The following is a 19,499-nucleotide window of genomic DNA, read 5'->3' as shown; positions in this document are numbered from 1 at the left end:
GCAAAGGTCGAATGAGTCAATTCATACGGGGGTTGACCTAGAAAACCAATCTTCCGGTCTGTTGTTCCAGCGAACTGATCACGCTCATGGCGGCAAGGGCGGCACTTCTGGGGTTGTCGGCCAGGGTATGTCCCGATATCTGGAAGCGAAACTCACCAAACTCTCCCTCGGCGAAAATCTCGTGAACGTTTTGGGATAGGTTCGGGTCAGCAATCAGCTCGACTTCGGTCCTGTCGAAACCGACACCCGAAAGAGCGACCGCGGCTGCCACATTTGCATTTTTGGGATATTCAATCGCTGCTGCACGGGCCGATCCCTTGAAGTGTGTCCGGGCTTCACCCTGAAGGGCGTTGAGGTCGAGCTTTGTCCCGGCAGGAGATCCCAGCCAGCCTTCGGGCGGTTTGCAGCCGGTATATCGTACGCAATCGAGGCGCCCGACACGAGCTGCCCGCAGACAATCCAGCGCGCCGATGGCGCCACTGGCAAGATGCAGGCGGCTCTCACCTTCCTGTGCAGCCTCTTTCAACGTTCCAGACAGTTTCTCGTCTGCGAGCGCGCCGATCGACACTGTCGTCAAATCACGATGGGAGCGGAGAACCTGCGGGCCGTAGTCGCGCAGTCCGGTATGACCGGCGCAGTCGATGACGTGTTCAATTTCCTCAGGCAATTCATCGACTGAGCCAACAATTTCAAGCAGCTGTCCTTCAGCTGCAACGTCACTTACCCTGTCTGCACGCAAGAGAAGCGCTGCGACGTGATGGCCGCGTGTGGTCAATTGTTGTTTGACATAATGGGCGATTGCGCCGTTGCCGATCAGGGCGATTTTCATTTGGACCTCGAATTTGATCAAAAAATACCTGCAGAGATCCTCTCATTGATATCCATTCTGGTTATACCGGCATGCGTTCTTTGGATTTGGATTTTGTATGCGGTTTTGCTCCTATCGCGCCGAAGCCTGCCCGTCACCGGGCGCAGAGCGACCAGGATCCCGTTCCATGAAATATTCAAAACACGACGCCAAGGCCTACGCAAAAGAGAACATGCGCGGAATCTGGGCGGCAGCACTAAATCCTTTCAAGGAAGATCTTTCATTTGATGACGCCGGACTACGTTCCAACATTCGCCACTGGATCGACGATCTTGACATTCAGGGGCTGTTCATAGCGGGAAAGCAAGGCGAATTCTTTTCCATGACGCTGGAAGAGCGCAAGCGGAACTTCGAAATTGCCGTGGATGAATGTGGTGGCAAGGCCGGCACGATCATGTCCGTGTCCGATCAGAATCTTGAGACCGTGCTTGAGCTGGCGCAACACGCACAGGACTGTGGTGCCGACTATATCGTTGTTCACGCACCGGTTCTGAGTTTCGTTCATGATCGCGGCGAAGTACTTTACCAGTACTACAAGGCAATCTGCGACAAGGTAGACATCGGTATCGCCATGTGGAGCCACCCGGACTCCGGGTATCTGATGCAGCCGGAGGAGTGTGCGAGGATTGCGGAGCTGCCGAACATTGTCGCCATCAAGTACTCCGTACCGAGAGACATGTATGTCCGGTTGACCGAAATGGTCGGTGACAGGATCCACGTTTCAACGGCCTCGGAGGAGGAATGGCTGGACAATGTCGAGCAGCTTGGATGGAAGCTATATCTGTGTTCCTCGCCGCCGTACCAGCTGCAGACGCGTTTTGACAGACGCATGAACGACTATACGAAGCTTGCCTTCGAGGGCCGTTTTGCGGAGGCCCGCAAGGTTCGTGACAGTCTGGATCCCGTGCGTGATGCCATGAAACTTTCCCGTCCTGCGGACAAGCCCCAGGCATTCGGCAAATACTGGCTGGAGCTGCTCGGACAGGTTGGCGGACGCGTCAGGCGTCCGATGCTGGAATTGAGCGACGCGGAAAAGTCAGCTGTCAAAACCGCGTTCGAGGGCTGCGGTCTCAAGCTGTGAGATTTTCATCAATCACCGAGTGCTCCTGCGAGCACACGAGCCAACCACAAATCCGGGCGACGGTTGGTTCATTATGGTCTCCACGCGTGATTGGGGGATTGACCCCATACTGAGCTGCCCGACGCATACTTAGTTTTCTGACAACGGAAACGCTGTCAGGAGCTAAAAGATGACCAGCAGGCAACTTGATAAGAAGATTACCTTCGCCATGCTCGGCGAAGCGACCGCCCTCATGGCGGAAAGTCCACTTCACAAGGACCGGAGCATCTCCGACATCGGAGGACTGATCCTGCCGCCCCTGATGCTCGGTCAGCTTCGCATCTGGCGCCGCGGCGGGTTGCCCGTCGCGCTGGCGACCTGGGCCTGGCTCGATGAGGCGACCGAAAACGCCGTCCTTCACCAGGACCATCTACCGGATCCCGACCAGTGGAACAGCGGGGACAACCCGGTTGTCATAGATTTCATCGCACCTTTCGGCGACGGTTTTCAAACCGCCCGTGATCTCAAGCGGACCATTTTCCCAGACCGCGCCCTGCGGTCGGTCCGGCGCGATGGAAAGGGCCATGTCTTGCGCATTGTCCAACACCCCGGACGCGACCAATTCGGCCGTCCTGTAAGGGCTCGCGCCTACGCGGCGTAATTCATTTTTCTCGATTATAAGGAAATTTCGTTATGGGTTCTTCATCCAAAAGCATTCATCAGACTTACAAGCTTTATGGCCTTTACGGCACAAAGGATGCCGGTTCGGGCAACGACAAGCTGTACGGCTATTCGGCAATCAAGAACGATCTGCGCGGCGGGTCAGGGAACGACTTCGTCGGTGGCTGGGCGCCTCTCAATTATCTGCGAGGCGGTTCCGGCAGCGATACGGTCAAAGCCTATGGTGCGAAGAATTACCTGTGGGGCGACAGTGGCACGGACAAGCTCTACGGCTATGGCGCTTACAACGCAATGTATGGCGGCACCGGTAATGACACGCTTTACGGCTACGGTGCGAAAAACGTCATGCGCGGCGACAGTGGTTACGATACGCTCTATGGCTACGGTGCCTACAATGACATGGATGGCGGCAGCTACAACGACAAGCTCTACGGCTACGGTGTCACCAACAAGATGAAGGGTGGCTCCGGCCATGACAGTCTCTATGGTTATGGCGCATCCAATTCCATGTATGGCGGAACCGGCAACGATACACTGAAAGGTTATGGTGCCTCGAACGTCATGCGCGGCGAGGACGGCAATGACACTCTGGAAGGCCGGGGCGCGTCCAATGTCATGTATGGCGGAGACGACCACGACACCCTGAAGGGCTATGGCGCGTCGAATGTCATGAATGGCGACAGCGGCAATGACAAATTGTATGGCTATGGTGCCTCCAACGTCATGCGCGGTGGAACCGGTAATGACCACATGGAAGGTCACGGGCTGTCCAATGTCATGTACGGCGACAGCGGCGATGACACCATGGAAGGTCGCGGTGCCTCCAACGTCATGCATGGTGGCACAGGCAACGACACGATGAACGGCCACGGCGCGTCGAATGTCATGAACGGCGACAGCGGCAACGACAAATTGTATGGCTATGGTGCCTCCAACGTCATGCGCGGTGGAACCGGTAACGACCACATGGAAGGTCACGGGCTGTCCAATGTCATGTACGGCGACAGCGGCGATGACACCATGGAAGGTCGCGGTGCCTCCAACGTCATGCATGGTGGCACAGGCAACGACACGATGACCGGCATCGGCGCGTCGAATGTCATGTATGGCAATGATGGCGTTGACCGAATGGAAGGCCGAGGCGCATCAAACGTCATGCGTGGTGGCGACGACAATGACGCCATTTACGGCTTTGGCGCAAACAATGTCATTCATGGCGATCACGGCGACGACTTCATCGAAGCCAAGGCCGGCGTAACGACGGCATTTGGCGGCGATGGCAACGACACCATCATGGCCGCCGGTGGGGTCAATGTCCTCAACGGCAACGACGGCAACGACACGATCGAAGCGATCGGTGGCGTCAACGTGGTTCACGGTGATGCGGGTGATGACGACATGCTGGCGTTGGGCGGCGTGAACACCATGTTCGGCGGTTCCGGCGACGACAGAATGAAGGCACTCGGCGTTGCCAACATCCAGTTTGGTGGCGACGGTGAAGACTTGCTGGCCGCCGCCGGAAACGGCAACCTGCAGTTCGGCGATGCCGGTAACGACCAGCTTTATGGGCTTGGTGTGAATGTCGGCCAGTTCGGTGGTGACGGTGAAGACGTGCTTGTCGGTGTCGCCGGGGTCAACCTGCAACATGGCGGTGCAGGCAAGGACAAACTCTTCGCCGTCGGTGGCGCAAACATCCAGATAGGTGGTTCGGACGATGACTTCCTGATGGCTGGTGGTGCCAACAACATCCAGTTCGGTGATCATCTCTGGAGCGCAATCCCGTCCGATCTCGGTTTTGACGACGACGGCAAATTCGCCGACGTGATCGAGAATTTCGACGAACATTTCGAAACCGAGGGTGGTGGTACCAACGTCCTGATTGGTGGTGGCACGAACAACCTGCAGTTTGGCGGTTCGGGCAAGGACTATGCCTTCGGCGCCGGTGGAATGACCACCCAGGTCATGGGCCAGGGCGATGACGTCATGGTTGGCGGCGGTATCGGTGTCGTGCAATATGCAGACGCCGGAAACGATATCCTTATCGGCGGCGGTCAGGGCGTTGCTCAATTCGGCGGCGACGGTTCGGATGTCATGGTGGCGGCGGCCAAGATCGTTGCTCCGCAATACAAGGCTGCTGCTTCCTTTCAATATGGCGGTGCCGGCACAGACGTGATGCTTGGCCTTTCATTTGGCGATGAAGCTGCAGCCACCGTATCCCTTAACAACGACAAGGATAGCGACGGCAACCGCAAGGGCGGCCTGATCAAGGGTGCTCTGCCTGAGGAAATCGTCGTCACTGCGCAGCTTGGCGGGGAAGGCGCAGACCTGATGGTTGCCAGTGGACCCGGCACGATCGTGCACGGGGGTGCCGACGATGATGTTGCGCTGGCTCTCTCCGACACGAATTCGCTCGTGATGGGTGGCGCTGGTGATGACCTGATCCTGAGCAGTTCGGGCTTCGACAAGATGGAAGACGCCCTCGAGATGAAAAGCGAAATCGAAAAGGAAGGGGACGTCGAACTGCTGTCCTTCAGCCTCGGCAACTTCTTCGCCGGGGGATCCGGCTCGGATGTGATCATGGATATCTCGGATTTCACCAAGATCGTTATTCATGATGCACTTACCGACGTGCCCTGGGTTCAGGGGTTCCGTTCCGCGCTGACCGCAACAATCAATGCCGTGGAAGGCATCAGCGAGCCGATTGCCGAACTCATCGACTCCGTGACCGATTTCAGCCCGGAGTTCGGTGCTCCCGGACTTGGATCCTATGAGGTCAAGGCGAACGTGACACTTGGAGGGCTTGGCGCTGATGTGCTCGGTGGTGATGGGTTCCTCTCAGGCGAGGCTGGAGACGACACGTACACGATCTGGGCGAATGGTGAGGCAACCATTGCCGAGCGTGCAACTGACGGGGTCAAGTCATTCCTGGAGAGTTTCGATGTCGACCTGCCGGTTCTTGATGACATTTCGCAAACACCCGACGGCAACGATTTCATCGAATTGCGAAGCTTGTCACTCGATGCCATGGATCAGGATGCGTTCAACTTCGTAAGATCGGCTGACGCGCTCCATATCGAACTCGACGACAAGACCGTCGCGACGGTTCATGGAATGGATGACGAAACCACCGCGGTCGAATGGCTCAAGGTGGTACAGGGAGCCGACAGTTTCGTCTTCGATCTGAAAGCGATCTACGACGAACCTGATCCCATGGATGATTTCTCGTTTGCGGTCGAGAGCGTGACGGTCGGCATCGACACTCTTGCATCCGGCGACATCCTGGGCCTCCTGGCCGGTGCGGCAGAAACGCTTGGTGCGTTCGGCTCATCGGAAGCAGATGCCGCCAACGCGGATCTGACTGTCGCACTGGGACATGGCACTGAAGCAGTCGGGACGATAATTCCGGAAACGGACTTCATCTGAGGGTCTTGAACGCAGTTTTGTTCCGAAATTGCAGCAAATGCTTCGAAAAGGGCAGTCGAAAGACTGCCCTTTTGGTCGTTGACGTTGTTCGGAAAGTATTCGTGAGTTCCTAGGCGTCGCTCTCGAGATCGCGCGGCTTGACGAACCGTTCGAGATGGCCTGTCCCCGAGCCGAGTTCAGACCAGTCCGCGATATCGAAGTCTATAACTGCAAGTGCCGCGGTCGGGTATTTTTCCTGAATGTCTTCCATGGCCTCCGGAGCGCCGGTCCCGGCCAGGTCGAGCGCTGTATCCTCGGTCGCCGGATTGTGTCCGACGAGCATCAGATTCTGGGCACGTCCACCGTGTTTGCGAATGAGAGTGCTGTAGCCGTCCTCGCTCTTCCAATAAAGATCCGAGATCAGTTGTATATGCGCTTCCTGCGGCATGCAGGGAAGAAGGAGGGCAAGCGTTTCGCGTGCCCGCTGCGCGGTTGAGCAAAGGACCAGGTTCGGCAAAAGCCTGTTGTCACGGATGTATCGGGCCATCGTGACCGAAGCCGTCTTGCCACGGGAATTCAGAGGCCTGTCGATATCGGCGAGTTGTTGATCGCCCCAGTCGGATTTGGCGTGTCGTAGCAGGAGTAGCCGCATGTCAGGGTTCCGTTTTGTTCACCGTCTCAATAAATGACGGGAACCCGATTAAGCAAATGACAAATTCAGTTTTGCTGCGCAAGCGCCTGTGTGAAGGCCGCCACAGCCGGTCCGATCTCTTCATTCTGGGTCGGGAGCGTGTAGGAGAGCCACAATGTGAAATCCGCCTCTTCACCGGTAAAGTACCAAAGCGTTTCGCACAGGCTGGTGGGTGTCCAGTTGCGGGTGCGGAATGATATGCCGGACGCAGCAGCGCCAGTCAGGCTGATCGGCTCGAAGCCGGCAGCTTTGTAGGCGCGCGAGAACTTCAGTGCCTCGCGTCGTCCAGAGGCCTGAAGATGTTGGCGCACAACCGCCGTCATTCCATCACGGCCGGTATAGATACAGCTTGCGACGCTCGAGGCGTCTCCCTCCATAACCTTGATCCGGTAGAACGGCCCAATCAGGTCCGGACAACGCAATCCGGTGAAGTGCCGCAGCCCTTCAACATCACTCTGCCAGCCAGCCTCTTTCTCAGGTGGTACCTGCGCTGACGCGGGGAGGGAAGAGGCACCCATCAGCGGCAGGGCACTGAAGAGCCCCCATGCAAGCAGTCTTGCGAGTCGGTTGGCCAATTCGCTCTCCAAGTGGTCATGTACGCTCGCGGCGCGCCATAAATGCCAGGCGTTCGAATAGATGCACGTCCTGCTCATTCTTCAGAAGTGCACCGTGCAGCGGCGGGATCAGTTTGCTGCCATCTTGTTGACGAAGCGTTTCCGCATCTATGTCCTCGTTGAGCAGGAGCTTGATCCAGTCGATCAGTTCAGAAGTCGACGGTTTCTTTTTCAAGCCGGGAACCTCTCGAACATCGAAGAAGAGGCGTAAAGCCTCTGACAGCAGCCGTTTCTTGATGCCCGGGAAATGGACTTCAACGATTTCCTCCATTGTTTCCGTGTCCGGAAACTTGATGAAGTGGAAAAAGCAGCGCCGCAAAAAGGCGTCGGGAAGGTCCTTTTCGTTGTTGGAGGTGATGATCACCACCGGTCGCTGCTTCGCCTTGACGGACTGCCCAGTCTCGTAGACGTGGAATTCCATCCGGTCGAGTTCCAGTAGAAGGTCGTTCGGAAACTCGATATCCGCCTTGTCGATCTCGTCGATCAGAAGCACCGGCTTTTCTGCTGCCTCGAACGCTTCCCAGAGCTTGCCTTTTCGAATGTAGTTGTTGATGTCCTTGACCCGTTCGTCGCCAAGCTGGCTGTCTCGCAGGCGCGATACCGCATCATATTCATAAAGGCCCTGCTGCGCTTTGGTTGTGGATTTCACATGCCATTCGATCAGTTCTGCGTCCAACGCGGCGGCTACCTGTTCCGCCAGTACGGTCTTGCCGGTGCCAGGTTCACCCTTGACCAGCAGAGGTCGTTCAAGGGCCACAGCGGCATTGACCGCAACACGCAAGTCTTCTGTTGCGATGTAATTTTCAGTTCCTTCAAAGCGCATCTGGCCGTCCGTCGTTTATTCGTTGCGCAAAAACTGGCAGGCCCGGCGTCAGGAAGCAAGCCCGCAATTTACGCGATGCACCATTGGTTCGATCGGAGGGACAGTCTTGCCCATCAAAGGGGAAGTTTTTGCCCGTTCCGTTGAAGGTTGCCGACTGATCAGTTCAGAAAAAGAATCTCAAATTTTCAATAACTATCAGAAAACAAACAACTAAATGGGTGAAACACAAAACTGGCACGGCCTTTGCGGTGTAGCCGCGATTATGGGCGAAAACCCGACTACGCGCTGCCCGAGCATCAAGAGGACGAAATATGGGTATTTATGGGGCTATCAACTCAGCGGTTTCCGGACTGACTGCGCAGGCCATTGCCTTGGAGAACATCTCCGGCAATGTGGCCAACTCGCAGACAACCGGCTACAAACGTCTGGATACGACGTTCTCCGATCTTGTCTCGGGTGGCGGTGCGACCCAGGGGTCTCAGGTCTCCGGGACAACATTTGCGACTTCCCGTGCCACGAATACCATCCAGGGCGACATCAGTCAGGTCGACGTCGATACCTACATGGCCATTAATGGCGAGGGTTACTTTGTCGTGACCCAGGCAGCCGATGTCGTTGACGGGTCGACGACTTTCGCCGATGAGACTTTCTACACCCGTGCGGGCGATTTCGAGCGCGACGAAAACGGCTATCTCGTGAACAGCGCCGGGTATTACCTGCAGGGCTTTCCTCTGGATCCTGCTACCGGCAACCCGGTCGGTGATAATCCGACAGTAATTCAGATCGAGAACCAGCCGCTTGCCGCTTCGGCAACAGCCGAGATCGACTATCAGGCAAACCTCCCGCGGGTTCCGGATACGAACGATTATGATGATTCAGATCCGGCCACAGCGCTTCTTGCCGCTGCCGTTGGAACAGGCAATGTCGCGGTTGCGAACGAGACCGCATTTCTGAACAGCTCGATTTCGGGCGGTTCCGTGACGATCTACAACACCAACGGCACGGCAATGAACGTGGAGGTCCGGTATGCCAAAACGGCAAATGCAGCCGCGGGCCCTCCGGCCGTCAATGATACCTGGACGATGTATGTCGGTTCAGGCGGCGATGCGACGAACGCGTATTTCGACGTAGGGGATCTGGAATTTGACAGCACGGGCGCGCTGACCAACATGACCGCCGGCGTTATCGGAACGGTCAATTCTTCAAGCGACGGATTTGATTTGGCCTCGCTGACGATCAACGGAACCACCGCGACAAATGTCGAAGTTTCTTTCGCGGGCAATTCGCTGACCCAGTATTCCGATCCGGACGGGACCGCAAGTTCGGTTGCGTTGGATCAGGATGGATATCCGGCAGGTGAATTGACCGGCGTTGCAGTGGACCAGTCAGGCCGCGTGATCGCGAGCTACTCAAACAGCCAGCAGCGGGCCGTTTTCGAGATACCTCTGGCGACATTTGAAGCCGAACAGAACCTGAAGAGGGTAGATGGCGCAGCGTTTGCCTCAACGACGTCATCCGGCGAGGCAGACCTTACAGGCGGCGGGCAAATTCTCGCCAAGAACCTGGAACTTTCCAATGCCGACATTGCCGATGAGTTTTCGAAGCTGATCATCACGCAACAGGCTTATTCGGCAAATTCGCGGATTGTCACATCGGCGGACGAGATGCTCGACAGTGCCCTCAACATGGTCCGGTAGTGACACTTTTGCCAGCGGATCATGATCCGCTGGCAAGACCGGCGAGCCCGCGTTCGTTAAAGGAGAACCTGCCATGGGTCTGACAAGCGCCCTGAATACCGCGGTTTTCGGTATTACCTACAACCAGCGGCAGCTGGACGTGACGGCGAACAACATCGCCAATGCGGATACGGTCGGGTACTCGAAGAAATCCATTTCTGCGACAGCATATTTTGACGGGCAGGGAAACGTCGCAGGCCTTACAGCCACGGAAATAAGGCGCGTTGTCGACGAGCAACTTCAGGCCGACTATTTCAGCTCACTTACCGACACGAACTATGCCAAGCAGATCGCCAATTTCACGGAGCGGCTGGACGGGATATTCGGGACGATCGGCGACAGCAGCAGCCTTTCCTCCCTGATAGGAAACCTTTCCTCCGCGCTGTCGACGCTTATGAATGATCCGGGCAACTACACTGCTCAAAAGGAAGTCATCGCCGCTTCCGAAGCCTTTGCGCGCGAACTCAACAGTGCACACGAGAGGATTACCGATCTCAGGCAGGAGGCTGACGATTCCCTGTCGCTCCAGGCCCAGACCGTGAACAACCTGTTGACGAGCATCGATGATATCGATTCAGCCATTCGGGACGCAACACAGGCGAATATTTCAACCGCCGATATGGAAGACGAACGCGATCGGCTGGTGGAACAGCTTTCCGGCTATCTTGATATTGAGGTTTCGGACGGAACCAACAACACGATTTTCATTCAGACCGCCAATGGCCAGCAATTGTATTCCGATGGTCAGGCGGCAAACATCAGTTTCACACCGACACATCTGCTTCAGCCCGGGGTATCCGGTCAGACCGTTCTGGCGACAACGCCGGGCGGCACCACCTACGATCTCATTGCTGCCTCCAGCTCGGGAGCGATGGTGGCAACCGCGGAACTCAGAGACGAGATCCTGGTCGAAGCACAGAAGCAACTCGACACGATCGCTGCCGAGATCTCCTTGGCTTTTTCAAATGTGACGGTGGAGAGCACTGCTGTAACTGCCGGAGCCGACAGCGGGTTCGATCTTGACGTGTCAGGCCTGCAGGCCGGTAACACGATAACGCTGGAATACACTGATACCCTTGGAGTGGCGCAAACAGTCACGCTGATGGCCGTTTCGGATCCCAGCCTTTTACCGCTTGATAACACGGCGACATCTGACCCGAACGATACAGTTTATGGCTTTGATATCTCAAGCGGTTTGCCGGCAACATACATAACCAACATCAATGCGGCTCTCGGCTCTACCGGTCTCCTGGTAAGCAATAACGGATCAGATGAACTCCGGGTGCTCGGTGATTCAGGCGCACCTACGAGCGTTGAAAGCCTTACCGCGAGTGTTACCGTTACAGCTGATTCCGACCAGGGCCTCGGCCTTTCAATCTTTGTGGACCAGCGCGCCGGAACGGAGATCTTTACCGATGCTCTGGAAGACGGTGGTCAAAGGGTGGGGTATGCCGGCGGAATAAGCGTCAACCCAAGCCTTCTTGCCGACAGTGCGTTGCTGGTGAACTACCAGACAACGCCGACTGCCAACACGCCCAATGACCCGGCGCGCCCGCAGTTCCTGCTCAACGCATTGAACTCCGGCACGGTTCACTTCGATCCGAGCGCAGGGATCGGCAGCACCTCGTCGCCATTTGAGGGAACCGTTATCGATTACGTGAACAATACGATCGCGTTTCAAGGTAACCAGGCGGAAGATGCGAAGACCTATGCGACGGCCAAGGAAACGCTAACGACCAATCTGGCTATTCGATACGAGGAAAGCTACTCGGTGAATCTGGATACCGAACTCGCCTTCATGGTGCAGCTGGAAAACGCTTATGCAGCCAATGCCCGGGTGATGCAGACTATCAAAGAGCTTTTCGATGAACTTCTGAGAATCGTTTAAGGTGCTCAATGACTTTTTCTTCAATCACAACGTCCCGTTCCTACCTCACTCAGCAACTGGGGCAGCTGAACAACCTCCTGTCCGAGAAGACGACACAGCTCGCAACAGGCAAGGTTGGCAGTACCTACGGCGAGATTGGTGACAGTCGACTGCTCGATATTCAGCTGACCCAAAAAGTCAGCTTTATCGAGAGTTACCAGGAGACGATTACGATTTCCAATCTGCATCTTCAAACCCTGTCGTTGTCTCTGGAACGGCTGGAGTCCATCCGGCAAGATTCGAAATCCGCGATGGATACCAACGATTTTGTTTTGCAGAGCGATGGCCAGACCCAAACCCAGTCCAGGGCAGAACTTCTTCTGACGGAATCTCTCAACATTCTGAATACCGAAATTGCCGGGTACTATATTTTCGGTGGAACAGACTCGATTTCGGATCCCGTTGCCGCATTGGACGTCATCATGAATGGCAGTGGCAGCCAGGCAGGTTTGAAGACATATCTCAGCGAATACTCACAGGCCAATCTGGGGGCATCGAACAACGGCAGACTGGCGATATCGGCTTTGACGACCAATTACGCAGGCGCAGTGCCGACCGATTCAACCTTCACGATCTCGGAAGACGGAGCACACGATTTCGGTTTCGACATTTCAAGCGTGACGTCGACACTGAGCAATGCCGCCCTGACCGGACCCACAAGCACCGATCCCGACAGTTTCGACGTGCAATTTACCGGTCAGCCAAATCTTGGTGAAACCATCAAGGTTGATTTGACGCTGCCGCCGTCCCACACGGAAACAGTGTCCATCGAACTGACGGCGGCCTCCAGCGATGAGGCGGAGGGAACATTTGCCATTGGCGCGGATCTTGAAGAAACAGCGCAAAACCTGCTGAACTCGCTTACGGCGGAAATCGAAAATGCCGCCCAGACAAAGCTCCGCGCAGTTTCGGACGAGTGGGCTGCCGACGAATTTTTCACGACGTTTTCCGGCGAAGAACCATTGCGGGTCAGCGGTCCTCCTTACACCACCGCGACCACGCAGGTTTCCGGCGCCTCCACGACAGTTGAATGGTACACCGGCCGGAATACGACCACGACCGACGCGCGCACCGACAAGAATGCTGTTATCGATTCAAACCTGACCGCGAGCTACGGCGTCAGGGCGAATGAAACGGCACTCAAGGAGCTTGTGAAATCTCTGGCAACATTCGTTGCAGCCGACTTTTCCGGCGGAACATCGACGGACGAGGAATACTACAACGAACTTTCCGCCAACATGCGCGGCCTCCTGCAACCGGTTGGGGTCGATCAGTCCGGTATCGTCGATATCGCGACGGACATCGCGATCACGCAACGGACGGTCTCCCTGACCGGCGAACGGCACGTGCAGATGAAAAGTACCTATGAAGGGACGATTGCGGAAATCGAGGGCATCGACAAGAACCTGGTCGCGACGGAAATTCTGCAGCTCCAAAACAATATTGAAGTGTCCTACCGTGCGTCCTCGATCGTCTTCAATCTCAGCCTGTCCGATTATCTCTGATCGGGGTAATATGCTGCTTTTCCAAGGGTACTTCATATCTTGACGATGCGCTTTTGAAGTGCCGGTCGGGGGTGTTTTTTCGTTGAAAACGCCGTGCGGTTCTGCAAATTTTTTGGAGTTGTTTCCATCCCGGATGTGCCAGTGTTACAGGACTGGAACTTCTGACAGGCGCCAGCCGTGTTGTCGCTGAAGTTATCGCCTCGTCTCCTGAATTTAGCTGTGGCCGGTTCAGAAGGGAGGCTCAAGTCGACGACCCACAAGTGAAATCAGACTGTTCTTGAATCAGCCGTGGTCGACCGAGATTACCTTTCCTGTCCAATTCGTGTAACTCGCAGCTGCTCCGGTCACGAGGCCGATATCGATGTATGACAACTGAATACTGTGGCCGGCAGCTGCGGCAGAGAGGCCTCCTCCAACGCGCTGTCCATGACCGGCGATACGTTGAACGAGCTCGATCATCATATTCTTTTCGGCGGCCTCAAGTCTTTCGGCACCCTTGGCAAATTTCTGTGCCAATTTAAAATAGATCGGTCCCTTGGACATTTCTTTCAGCGCCTTGGCGCTCACAATAAAAGCGAGATTTATATCGCTTCCGGAAAACTCGAGACCTTTCAGTTTGCTAATATCGGGCATTCCCGTGACCACGGCAAAATTGAAGCCGGATGTTGCATCCGCTCCCCATGTTCCTGTTCGGGTCAACTGGGCCTGAAAAGAGTGTGCGTCCGTGATACCCTCCAGAAGCTTCTGCCAGTTGTACAGGGCGCCGATTGTATACTCCGAGCCCTTTGATGCCTTCGGGATACCGATCCCGCTCGCAAATCGCGTGACAAAACCGCACCAAGTCGATCGCTCATCAGCCAGGATCTTGCCGACAAGGTCGTTTTTCATCATCGCAACCGTGGATCGGTTGTCTGGATTGAAAAACACAACAGGCCGAATAGTGCCATTGCTTTCCTCAAAGCCGTGTCGACCGGTTGATTCATCCCACACATATCCGGCGCGGCTTCCGGTTCTGTTTTTGCCCCGGTCGCTCGGATCGATCTTGTAAAGACCTGACGGTCTCATAATCAGATTAGTGATCACGGAGAGGCGGCCACGCGTCCAATCGTCCGTGTCATACCCCATACCCGGTTTGATCCTGGGCCAGACCTCATTCCAGGGTCGCGTGAATGGACAGTTTTGGCCAATGTCATCCGGTTTATACATATAGGCCTGCGGACGGCCAGTCTTCAACGCAGCTCGATAAGCTTTCTTGCAGGGCGTGGGAAGAGCCTTCTTGGACCAGATGGAAACACACTTGTAGCACTGATTGGAGTCTATTTTTGTCATTGGAACTCCTGCTCACGGATTGCATTAATTAGATCTAACTCAAGACTAAACTGTCGATTTAACGCGTATTTTATGATTTATATCCAATAGGCAGCCTGATTATTGTATATTTTGTGTCATTTTTAGATTCTTGTGGGAATATTTTATCCTTAATACACCTATTTTTATTCGATTTTCGTTGGAACTACTCATATTATCGATAAAACTTGAAATTCAATTTGCTTCATCCAAGTAGATGTGGTCGGTGAAGCCAGTTCAGAACACAATCAAATAATCAGTTGGATCACGCCAAATGCATTTTGCAGGCGATATCGACACCGTAGCCACCAAATGGACCCGGCGCGTTACCCAATTGGGTAAACTTACAAGCGTTACATCGCTCGGACGGGGAACAACATCGTCGATCTATGAGAAAAGATGGGACGCACCGCCATCAACGAAAAAAGCCGGTCGCTGCGCGCACCGGCTTCACTGCTCTGGATTTTGTCGCCGACTACTCGGTTTCCACCCGCGCGCGCAGCCCCTCGGCTATCGCCCGGTTGATGCTGATAAGCGTGTTGAGCTTCTCGGCATCGTCGCTCGTCATCACCGTTATCGTTTGCTTGAAGACAAAAACAGCCAGTGAGGCGATATTGTTCTTGATGTCCTGCGGCAATTGACTTTCTTCGCTGGTCGCAGAGGTTACAAGAATACTCCAGAGTTTGCGGTTATAGACCAATGCATCGTCTTTTTCCGCAAGTGTGGCCTCGCCCCATTCATCCTTGATCAGCTGCAGCCGTGCTGCGGCTTTCATCAGCAGATTCGCTTCCAGTTCTCTCGGTGACACCGCCACCTGGCTCGTTTTCTGGTAAGCTTGCGCTGCCTGCTTGTACATGACTGATCAGCGTCCCTTCATACTCGATGAGCTTTCGTGCTTCTTTCAATGCTTTATAGAAGGCACCGGTTATTATCGCGTTACTGATCCTGGTAACATATGGGATCGTACTTGGTGCTGCCTTCACAATATCGTTGACGAGAGTGAAGTAATTCTCCTGAATTTTTTCCATATCCGTCGACAGATACATCAGTTGAACGGCCAAATAGACCCGTTTTGCCGGTGTATCCGCAGTGGTAGGCGTGAGAATGTCTTTTTCTCGAAGAATAGGTGCCTGGCCTTCGATAAACAGGCGGGTTCGCTGATTATCATTTGTGATGACACTGTCACCAATGATAATCCTTTCGCCCGGTTTTAGCTCGACCTTGAGCGCCATTCCGTGACCTCCACGCTTGAGTATCGCTATCAAACGTTAACGAACTGGTTAACGCCCTTTGCCGATACCTTAAAGCTTTTCATTCCAGCTGTTAACCGAACAGGCTCAAAACGCTCTGATCTGCCTGGTTGGCAAGCGACAGGGCGGTGGAAGACAGCTGTTGCCGGGTCTGAAGGGCAAGCATGTTTGCACCTTCTTCGTTCATGTCGGCAATGGTGAGCTCGCCGGCTCCAACTTCTAGCGTGTTGATCATGTTCTGTGTGAAATCTGTTCGTATTTCGACGGTTGACAGTGATGTACCCATCGATCTGGCAGCCGTCCTCAGTTCGTCGAGCGCTGCATTGATGGCTTGCAGCGTCCGGTCAATGTCAGTGTCTGATTTGAATTCGGATGCCGCCGCCGAAAGTCCTACGGTACCGGAAGTGCTTCCAAGTGTCGTTCGGTTAAAGTCCGCGTTGCTGCTCGTGATGTCGAACGAGACTTCGCCGAGCAGACTGATACTGCCGCCGGAGAAAGTCGCATCCAGGCCTTTCACATTATCGATGAAAGAGACCAGATCGCTGACTGTCGTTTCAGAATCGATCTCGATAGACGCTGGTTCAAATCCATTTCCGTCCGTAATCGTGATCGTATCACCCGCCTGGAAGCCACCCGAAGAGATCAAAGTCGCTGTTGAACTCAGGGACGAGACGGTCAGCGTCGTTGTCGTTCCGCCCGTTGCACCACCGCTCGTCGCGGTTCCGCCACCTGCGTTGTCCTTTGAAACATAGATCGGATTTGTATTGCCTGATGTTATTGATATCGAGTCCGTCGACTCGTTAAAGCTGGTGTGAACGCCGCTCAAGTCGTTCAGCGCATCGACATAGTCCTGAACCGTGGTTATGTCGGTGCCGACCGTCAGGGTTGTGGTTCCGGAACTGTCCGTGATGGTGACCTGGTCACCGGTTGACCATGCAGCCAGATCCGTCAGGTTGGAGGATGCCTGCAAACCGGTCAGCGCAAGTGTGCCTGTTCCGCCGAAGAGATTGAAGGACGCCGTGCCGGTACCGCCGGTGTCGAGATTGTCGAGGTTCAGACCGTCATCAAGTGTTGTGTCGGTAAAGTCGACCGGATTGACCGTGAGGTTGGACGTGCTGTCCTCGTTGAAGATTACTTCCAGCTCATTGCCGGCGCCGGCAAGAAGGTTCTTGCCCTTATAGCTCGAGTCTCTTGCCATATCCTCGATCTGTTCGAGGATGTCATTATATTGGCTGGCAAACTGTTTTCTTTCAAACTCACTTGATGTCTGAAGCGCCTGGTTTGCGATCGCCTTGGCTGATTCGACCAGCTTGGTGATCGACGTTATGCCCTTGTCGGCCGCCTTGATGGTCTGTACTGCCTGACCCATATTGTCGAGCAAATTGGCCAGGTCGCTTGCCCGGTCGTTTAGCGATTGCGCCGTGAAAAACGAGTTCGGGTTGTCTAGCGCCGTGTTGACCTTCATGCCTGTGGCAAGCCGTGTCTGTGTCACAGACTGAAGATTTGCAGTTTGCTTGAGCGACAGGAGATTGTCCCGGACCGCGCTGGATAGAACAATATCAGACATCAGACTTCACCGCTTTTCCTACTTCAGTGTCCGCCGAAAGCGCTACTCAAGAGCATCAAGATGAGCGCGCTCCTTTGACGTAAATCTAAATGGAAAGTTAATCGGTGATGCACGAATTAACGCGATGTAAATAAAAGTTACCAAAAGCTTTCTTTTATCTATTTGAAAAATATGATGAAAAAATTCGAGCTTTGACTTCAATCGAGACCGGAAACCAAAACGGCGAGCCGATGGCCCGCCGTTTCTGATCTTCATTTTGTGAGTCGTGTGTCCGACTGATTCTTTCAGTCCTAGAAGAGGGATAGCACCGTCTGGTCCGCCTGGGAGGCGAAGGAAAGAGATGTCGAAGCAAGCTGCTGCCGTGTCTGAAGAGCCAGCAGGTTTGCGCCTTCCTCGTTGGTATCGGCCAAGGTCAAGAGACCCGCGCCTTCCTGAAGAGTATTGATCATCGTCTTCGTGTAATCTTGGCGAATTTCAACAATAGACAGGTTGGTACCGAATTCTGACGCTTGGGAGCGAAGGTTGGAGAGCGCCGTATTGAGGCGGTCAACGACCCTGTTGATATCGCTGTCGGTAGCAAAACCAGAGTCTGAGAGCGCATCCAGCGTGATGCCGTCGGTGTCGGTGACGAAGTTGGAGCTGGTAAAGTCGGTATTGTCACTTGTCAGTGTGAGATCGGTCTCGGATTCGATCGTCAGCAAGCCTGAGCCAGCGTCAAAGTCAGACGATACGCCATTGAAGTCGCTGATGAAATTCTCGAGGTCCGCGACCGTCGTGTCATCATCGATTTCAAAAGAACCAAGTTCGAAATCGTTCCCGTCCGTGAGTGTCAATGTGTCACCGACCGCGAACGAACCGGATTCGCTTAGAAGCTGGGTCGTTGTTGAAAACGCGGTCGCTCCGAAGGCAAACGAACCAAGTGTTGCGGTGACGGATCCGTCCGTGATGTGGAAGTCCTCATCACTGTAAACAGTCAGATCACCCGTGTTGTTGTCGAACTCGGCACGAACACCGGCTATGGCATTGAGGCCGTCAACCAGATCCTGGACGGTCGCGCCTGCCGTGATGTCACTTGCGCCGGAAAGAGCAGCAGGTGCTGTTGCCGTGTCATTGACAAAGGACAGGGTTGTCGTCGTGGAGATCGCGTTGGAATCCGACAGGGTGGAGCTGGATTTCAAGGTGGACGTACCATCCGTCAGGTTGATGGTCGTCTTGCCGCCCTGAAGCTGGAGGGTCGTTGTATTGCCTTGTCCCTCAGCGAGGTCGGACAAGTTCAGTCCGGTGGACAGTGCCGTGTCGGAGTAATCGACGGATTCAATGGTCAGTTTCGAAGTCGCATCTTCATTGAAGATCGTCGTCAGATCGTTGCCGATGCCACCCAGGAGATTTTTCCCCTTGTAGGAGCTGTCTTTCGCAACGTCTTCAATCTGTTCCAGAAGGTCGTTGTACTGCGCTGCGAATGTTTTGCGCTCGAACTGGCTCTGCGTCTGCAGGGCCTGGTTGGCTTTCGCCTTTGCGGTTTCAACCAGGTCGTTGATCGTCTGGATACCTTTGTCGGCTGCCTTGATCGTCTGCAGCGACTGGCCCATGTCGTCGAGCAGATTGCTCAGATCGCTGGCGCGGGAACTCAGGCCTGATGCCGTGAAGAAAGAATTCGGATTGTCCAGCGCGGAGTTAACTTTCAAACCCGTCGCCAGTTTGTTCTGGACGCCGGACATCAGGTCTGCGGTGGATTGGAGTGTGAGAAGGTTCTGCCGCACGGCAGCTGACAGGGTGATGTCCTTCATCTTAAATATCCCTTTCCTGGGTCAACTTGTACTTCTGCTCTTCCTGAGCAGGTTGATTAGGATCATCTCCCGTTAACCCTAATCATTGGTTAATTGGATGGCATTATAGGGTTAACGAGGTATTAACGCCTTGAGAGCGTGGAGAAAATTGGCGGAAATCCGGGAGAACAAGCTGAATGCAAAAGGAAAGGGGATGCTGAGAGATTCAGCCCATTGCAGGAATCAAAAAAGGCGGGCCGGG

General features: G+C 54.7%; 15 protein-coding genes. 6 read left to right on the top strand and 9 right to left on the bottom strand.

Annotated features, from left to right (window positions below):
* Window positions 1-37: 37 nt before the first annotated feature.
* Entirely contained in the window at window positions 38-829 is a 792-nt protein-coding gene (locus ACO6TI_RS25345) for an aspartate dehydrogenase (protein WP_196899756.1), read from the bottom strand.
* A 166-nt stretch (window positions 830-995) separates the two neighbouring features.
* Between ACO6TI_RS25345 and ACO6TI_RS25340 the strand changes: the two genes are divergently transcribed.
* From ACO6TI_RS25340 to ACO6TI_RS25330, 3 genes are all read left to right on the top strand, one after another.
* Window positions 996-1,949 carry a dihydrodipicolinate synthase family protein gene (locus tag ACO6TI_RS25340; protein ID WP_108874060.1) on the top strand — a complete coding sequence of 318 codons (954 nt, stop codon included), beginning with the start codon at window positions 996-998 and terminating at the stop codon, window positions 1,947-1,949.
* Window positions 1,950-2,118: 169 nt separating this feature from the next.
* The gene (locus ACO6TI_RS25335; protein ID WP_051644885.1) at window positions 2,119-2,589 is read left to right on the top strand and encodes a toxin-activating lysine-acyltransferase; all 471 of its coding nucleotides are present in this window, start codon (window positions 2,119-2,121) and stop codon (window positions 2,587-2,589) included.
* Window positions 2,590-2,621: 32 nt separating this feature from the next.
* A complete protein-coding gene (locus ACO6TI_RS25330) occupies window positions 2,622-6,032 on the top strand; it encodes a calcium-binding protein (protein ID WP_422383615.1) in 3,411 nt (1,136 codons plus the stop codon).
* 109 nt (window positions 6,033-6,141) lie between these two features.
* Here the strand turns inward: ACO6TI_RS25330 and ACO6TI_RS25325 are convergent, their stop codons facing one another.
* From ACO6TI_RS25325 to ACO6TI_RS25315, 3 genes are all read right to left on the bottom strand, one after another.
* On the bottom strand, window positions 6,142-6,663 hold the full coding sequence (locus tag ACO6TI_RS25325) for a SixA phosphatase family protein (RefSeq protein WP_055116612.1): 522 nt from the start codon (window positions 6,661-6,663) through the stop codon (window positions 6,142-6,144).
* 65 nt (window positions 6,664-6,728) lie between these two features.
* Window positions 6,729-7,277, bottom strand: a complete 549-nt coding sequence (locus ACO6TI_RS25320; RefSeq protein ID WP_422383614.1) for a hypothetical protein — start codon at window positions 7,275-7,277, stop codon at window positions 6,729-6,731.
* Between the two features lie 16 nt (window positions 7,278-7,293).
* Window positions 7,294-8,139 (bottom strand): AAA family ATPase, encoded by an 846-nt coding sequence (locus ACO6TI_RS25315; protein WP_055116610.1) that lies wholly within the window; start codon window positions 8,137-8,139, stop codon window positions 7,294-7,296.
* 311 nt (window positions 8,140-8,450) lie between these two features.
* Between ACO6TI_RS25315 and ACO6TI_RS25310 the strand changes: the two genes are divergently transcribed.
* The 3 genes from ACO6TI_RS25310 (at window position 8,451) to ACO6TI_RS25300 (ending at window position 13,307) form a co-directional block, all read left to right on the top strand.
* Window positions 8,451-9,836, top strand: a complete 1,386-nt coding sequence (locus ACO6TI_RS25310; RefSeq protein ID WP_055116606.1) for a flagellar hook protein FlgE — start codon at window positions 8,451-8,453, stop codon at window positions 9,834-9,836.
* A gap of 73 nt (window positions 9,837-9,909) precedes the next feature.
* Window positions 9,910-11,763, top strand: a complete 1,854-nt coding sequence (flgK, locus tag ACO6TI_RS25305) for a flagellar hook-associated protein FlgK (protein WP_055116605.1) — start codon at window positions 9,910-9,912, stop codon at window positions 11,761-11,763.
* A gap of 8 nt (window positions 11,764-11,771) precedes the next feature.
* Window positions 11,772-13,307, top strand: coding sequence for a flagellar protein (locus ACO6TI_RS25300; protein ID WP_104702163.1), 1,536 nt, complete (start codon window positions 11,772-11,774; stop codon window positions 13,305-13,307).
* 282 nt (window positions 13,308-13,589) lie between these two features.
* Here ACO6TI_RS25300 and ACO6TI_RS25295 read toward each other — a convergent pair whose 3' ends face one another.
* The 5 genes from ACO6TI_RS25295 to ACO6TI_RS25275 all read right to left on the bottom strand — a co-directional run bounded on the left by ACO6TI_RS25295 (window position 13,590) and on the right by ACO6TI_RS25275 (window position 19,258).
* On the bottom strand, window positions 13,590-14,636 hold the full coding sequence (locus ACO6TI_RS25295; RefSeq protein WP_422383613.1) for a hypothetical protein: 1,047 nt from the start codon (window positions 14,634-14,636) through the stop codon (window positions 13,590-13,592).
* Between the two features lie 493 nt (window positions 14,637-15,129).
* A complete protein-coding gene (flaF, locus tag ACO6TI_RS25290) occupies window positions 15,130-15,510 on the bottom strand; it encodes a flagellar biosynthesis regulator FlaF (RefSeq protein WP_144436011.1) in 381 nt (126 codons plus the stop codon).
* Window positions 15,392-15,886: a flagellar biosynthesis repressor FlbT gene (gene flbT / locus ACO6TI_RS25285; protein ID WP_055116599.1), complete on the bottom strand. Its 495-nt coding sequence runs from the start codon at window positions 15,884-15,886 to the stop codon at window positions 15,392-15,394. The genes flaF and flbT overlap by 119 nt, the downstream gene beginning before the upstream one ends.
* A 91-nt stretch (window positions 15,887-15,977) precedes the next feature.
* Entirely contained in the window at window positions 15,978-17,471 is a 1,494-nt protein-coding gene (locus tag ACO6TI_RS25280; protein ID WP_055116598.1) for a flagellin, read from the bottom strand.
* Window positions 17,472-17,761: 290 nt separating this feature from the next.
* Complete coding sequence (locus ACO6TI_RS25275; protein WP_350183601.1) at window positions 17,762-19,258, bottom strand: flagellin; 1,497 nt, start codon at window positions 19,256-19,258, stop codon at window positions 17,762-17,764.
* Window positions 19,259-19,499: the final 241 nt, after the last annotated feature.

This window comes from Roseibium album (genome assembly GCF_965233825.1).
Classification (GTDB): Bacteria; Pseudomonadota; Alphaproteobacteria; order Rhizobiales; family Stappiaceae; genus Roseibium; species Roseibium album.
This window is presented reverse-complemented; position numbering and strand designations above follow the sequence as displayed.

Bases quoted from the DNA above. Each gene is read 5' to 3' on its own strand.
- ACO6TI_RS25345 (WP_196899756.1), bottom strand. From the start codon at position 829: ATGAAAATCGCCCTGATCGGCAACGGCGCAATCGCCCATTATGTCAAA.
- ACO6TI_RS25340 (WP_108874060.1), top strand. From the start codon at position 996: ATGAAATATTCAAAACACGACGCCAAGGCCTACGCAAAAGAGAACATG.
- ACO6TI_RS25335 (WP_051644885.1), top strand. From the start codon at position 2,119: ATGACCAGCAGGCAACTTGATAAGAAGATTACCTTCGCCATGCTCGGC.
- ACO6TI_RS25330 (WP_422383615.1), top strand. From the start codon at position 2,622: ATGGGTTCTTCATCCAAAAGCATTCATCAGACTTACAAGCTTTATGGC.
- ACO6TI_RS25325 (WP_055116612.1), bottom strand. From the start codon at position 6,663: ATGCGGCTACTCCTGCTACGACACGCCAAATCCGACTGGGGCGATCAA.
- ACO6TI_RS25315 (WP_055116610.1), bottom strand. From the start codon at position 8,139: ATGCGCTTTGAAGGAACTGAAAATTACATCGCAACAGAAGACTTGCGT.
- ACO6TI_RS25310 (WP_055116606.1), top strand. From the start codon at position 8,451: ATGGGTATTTATGGGGCTATCAACTCAGCGGTTTCCGGACTGACTGCG.
- flgK (WP_055116605.1), top strand. From the start codon at position 9,910: ATGGGTCTGACAAGCGCCCTGAATACCGCGGTTTTCGGTATTACCTAC.
- ACO6TI_RS25300 (WP_104702163.1), top strand. From the start codon at position 11,772: ATGACTTTTTCTTCAATCACAACGTCCCGTTCCTACCTCACTCAGCAA.
- ACO6TI_RS25295 (WP_422383613.1), bottom strand. From the start codon at position 14,636: ATGACAAAAATAGACTCCAATCAGTGCTACAAGTGTGTTTCCATCTGG.
- flaF (WP_144436011.1), bottom strand. From the start codon at position 15,510: ATGTACAAGCAGGCAGCGCAAGCTTACCAGAAAACGAGCCAGGTGGCG.
- flbT (WP_055116599.1), bottom strand. From the start codon at position 15,886: ATGGCGCTCAAGGTCGAGCTAAAACCGGGCGAAAGGATTATCATTGGT.
- ACO6TI_RS25280 (WP_055116598.1), bottom strand. From the start codon at position 17,471: ATGTCTGATATTGTTCTATCCAGCGCGGTCCGGGACAATCTCCTGTCG.
- ACO6TI_RS25275 (WP_350183601.1), bottom strand. From the start codon at position 19,258: ATGAAGGACATCACCCTGTCAGCTGCCGTGCGGCAGAACCTTCTCACA.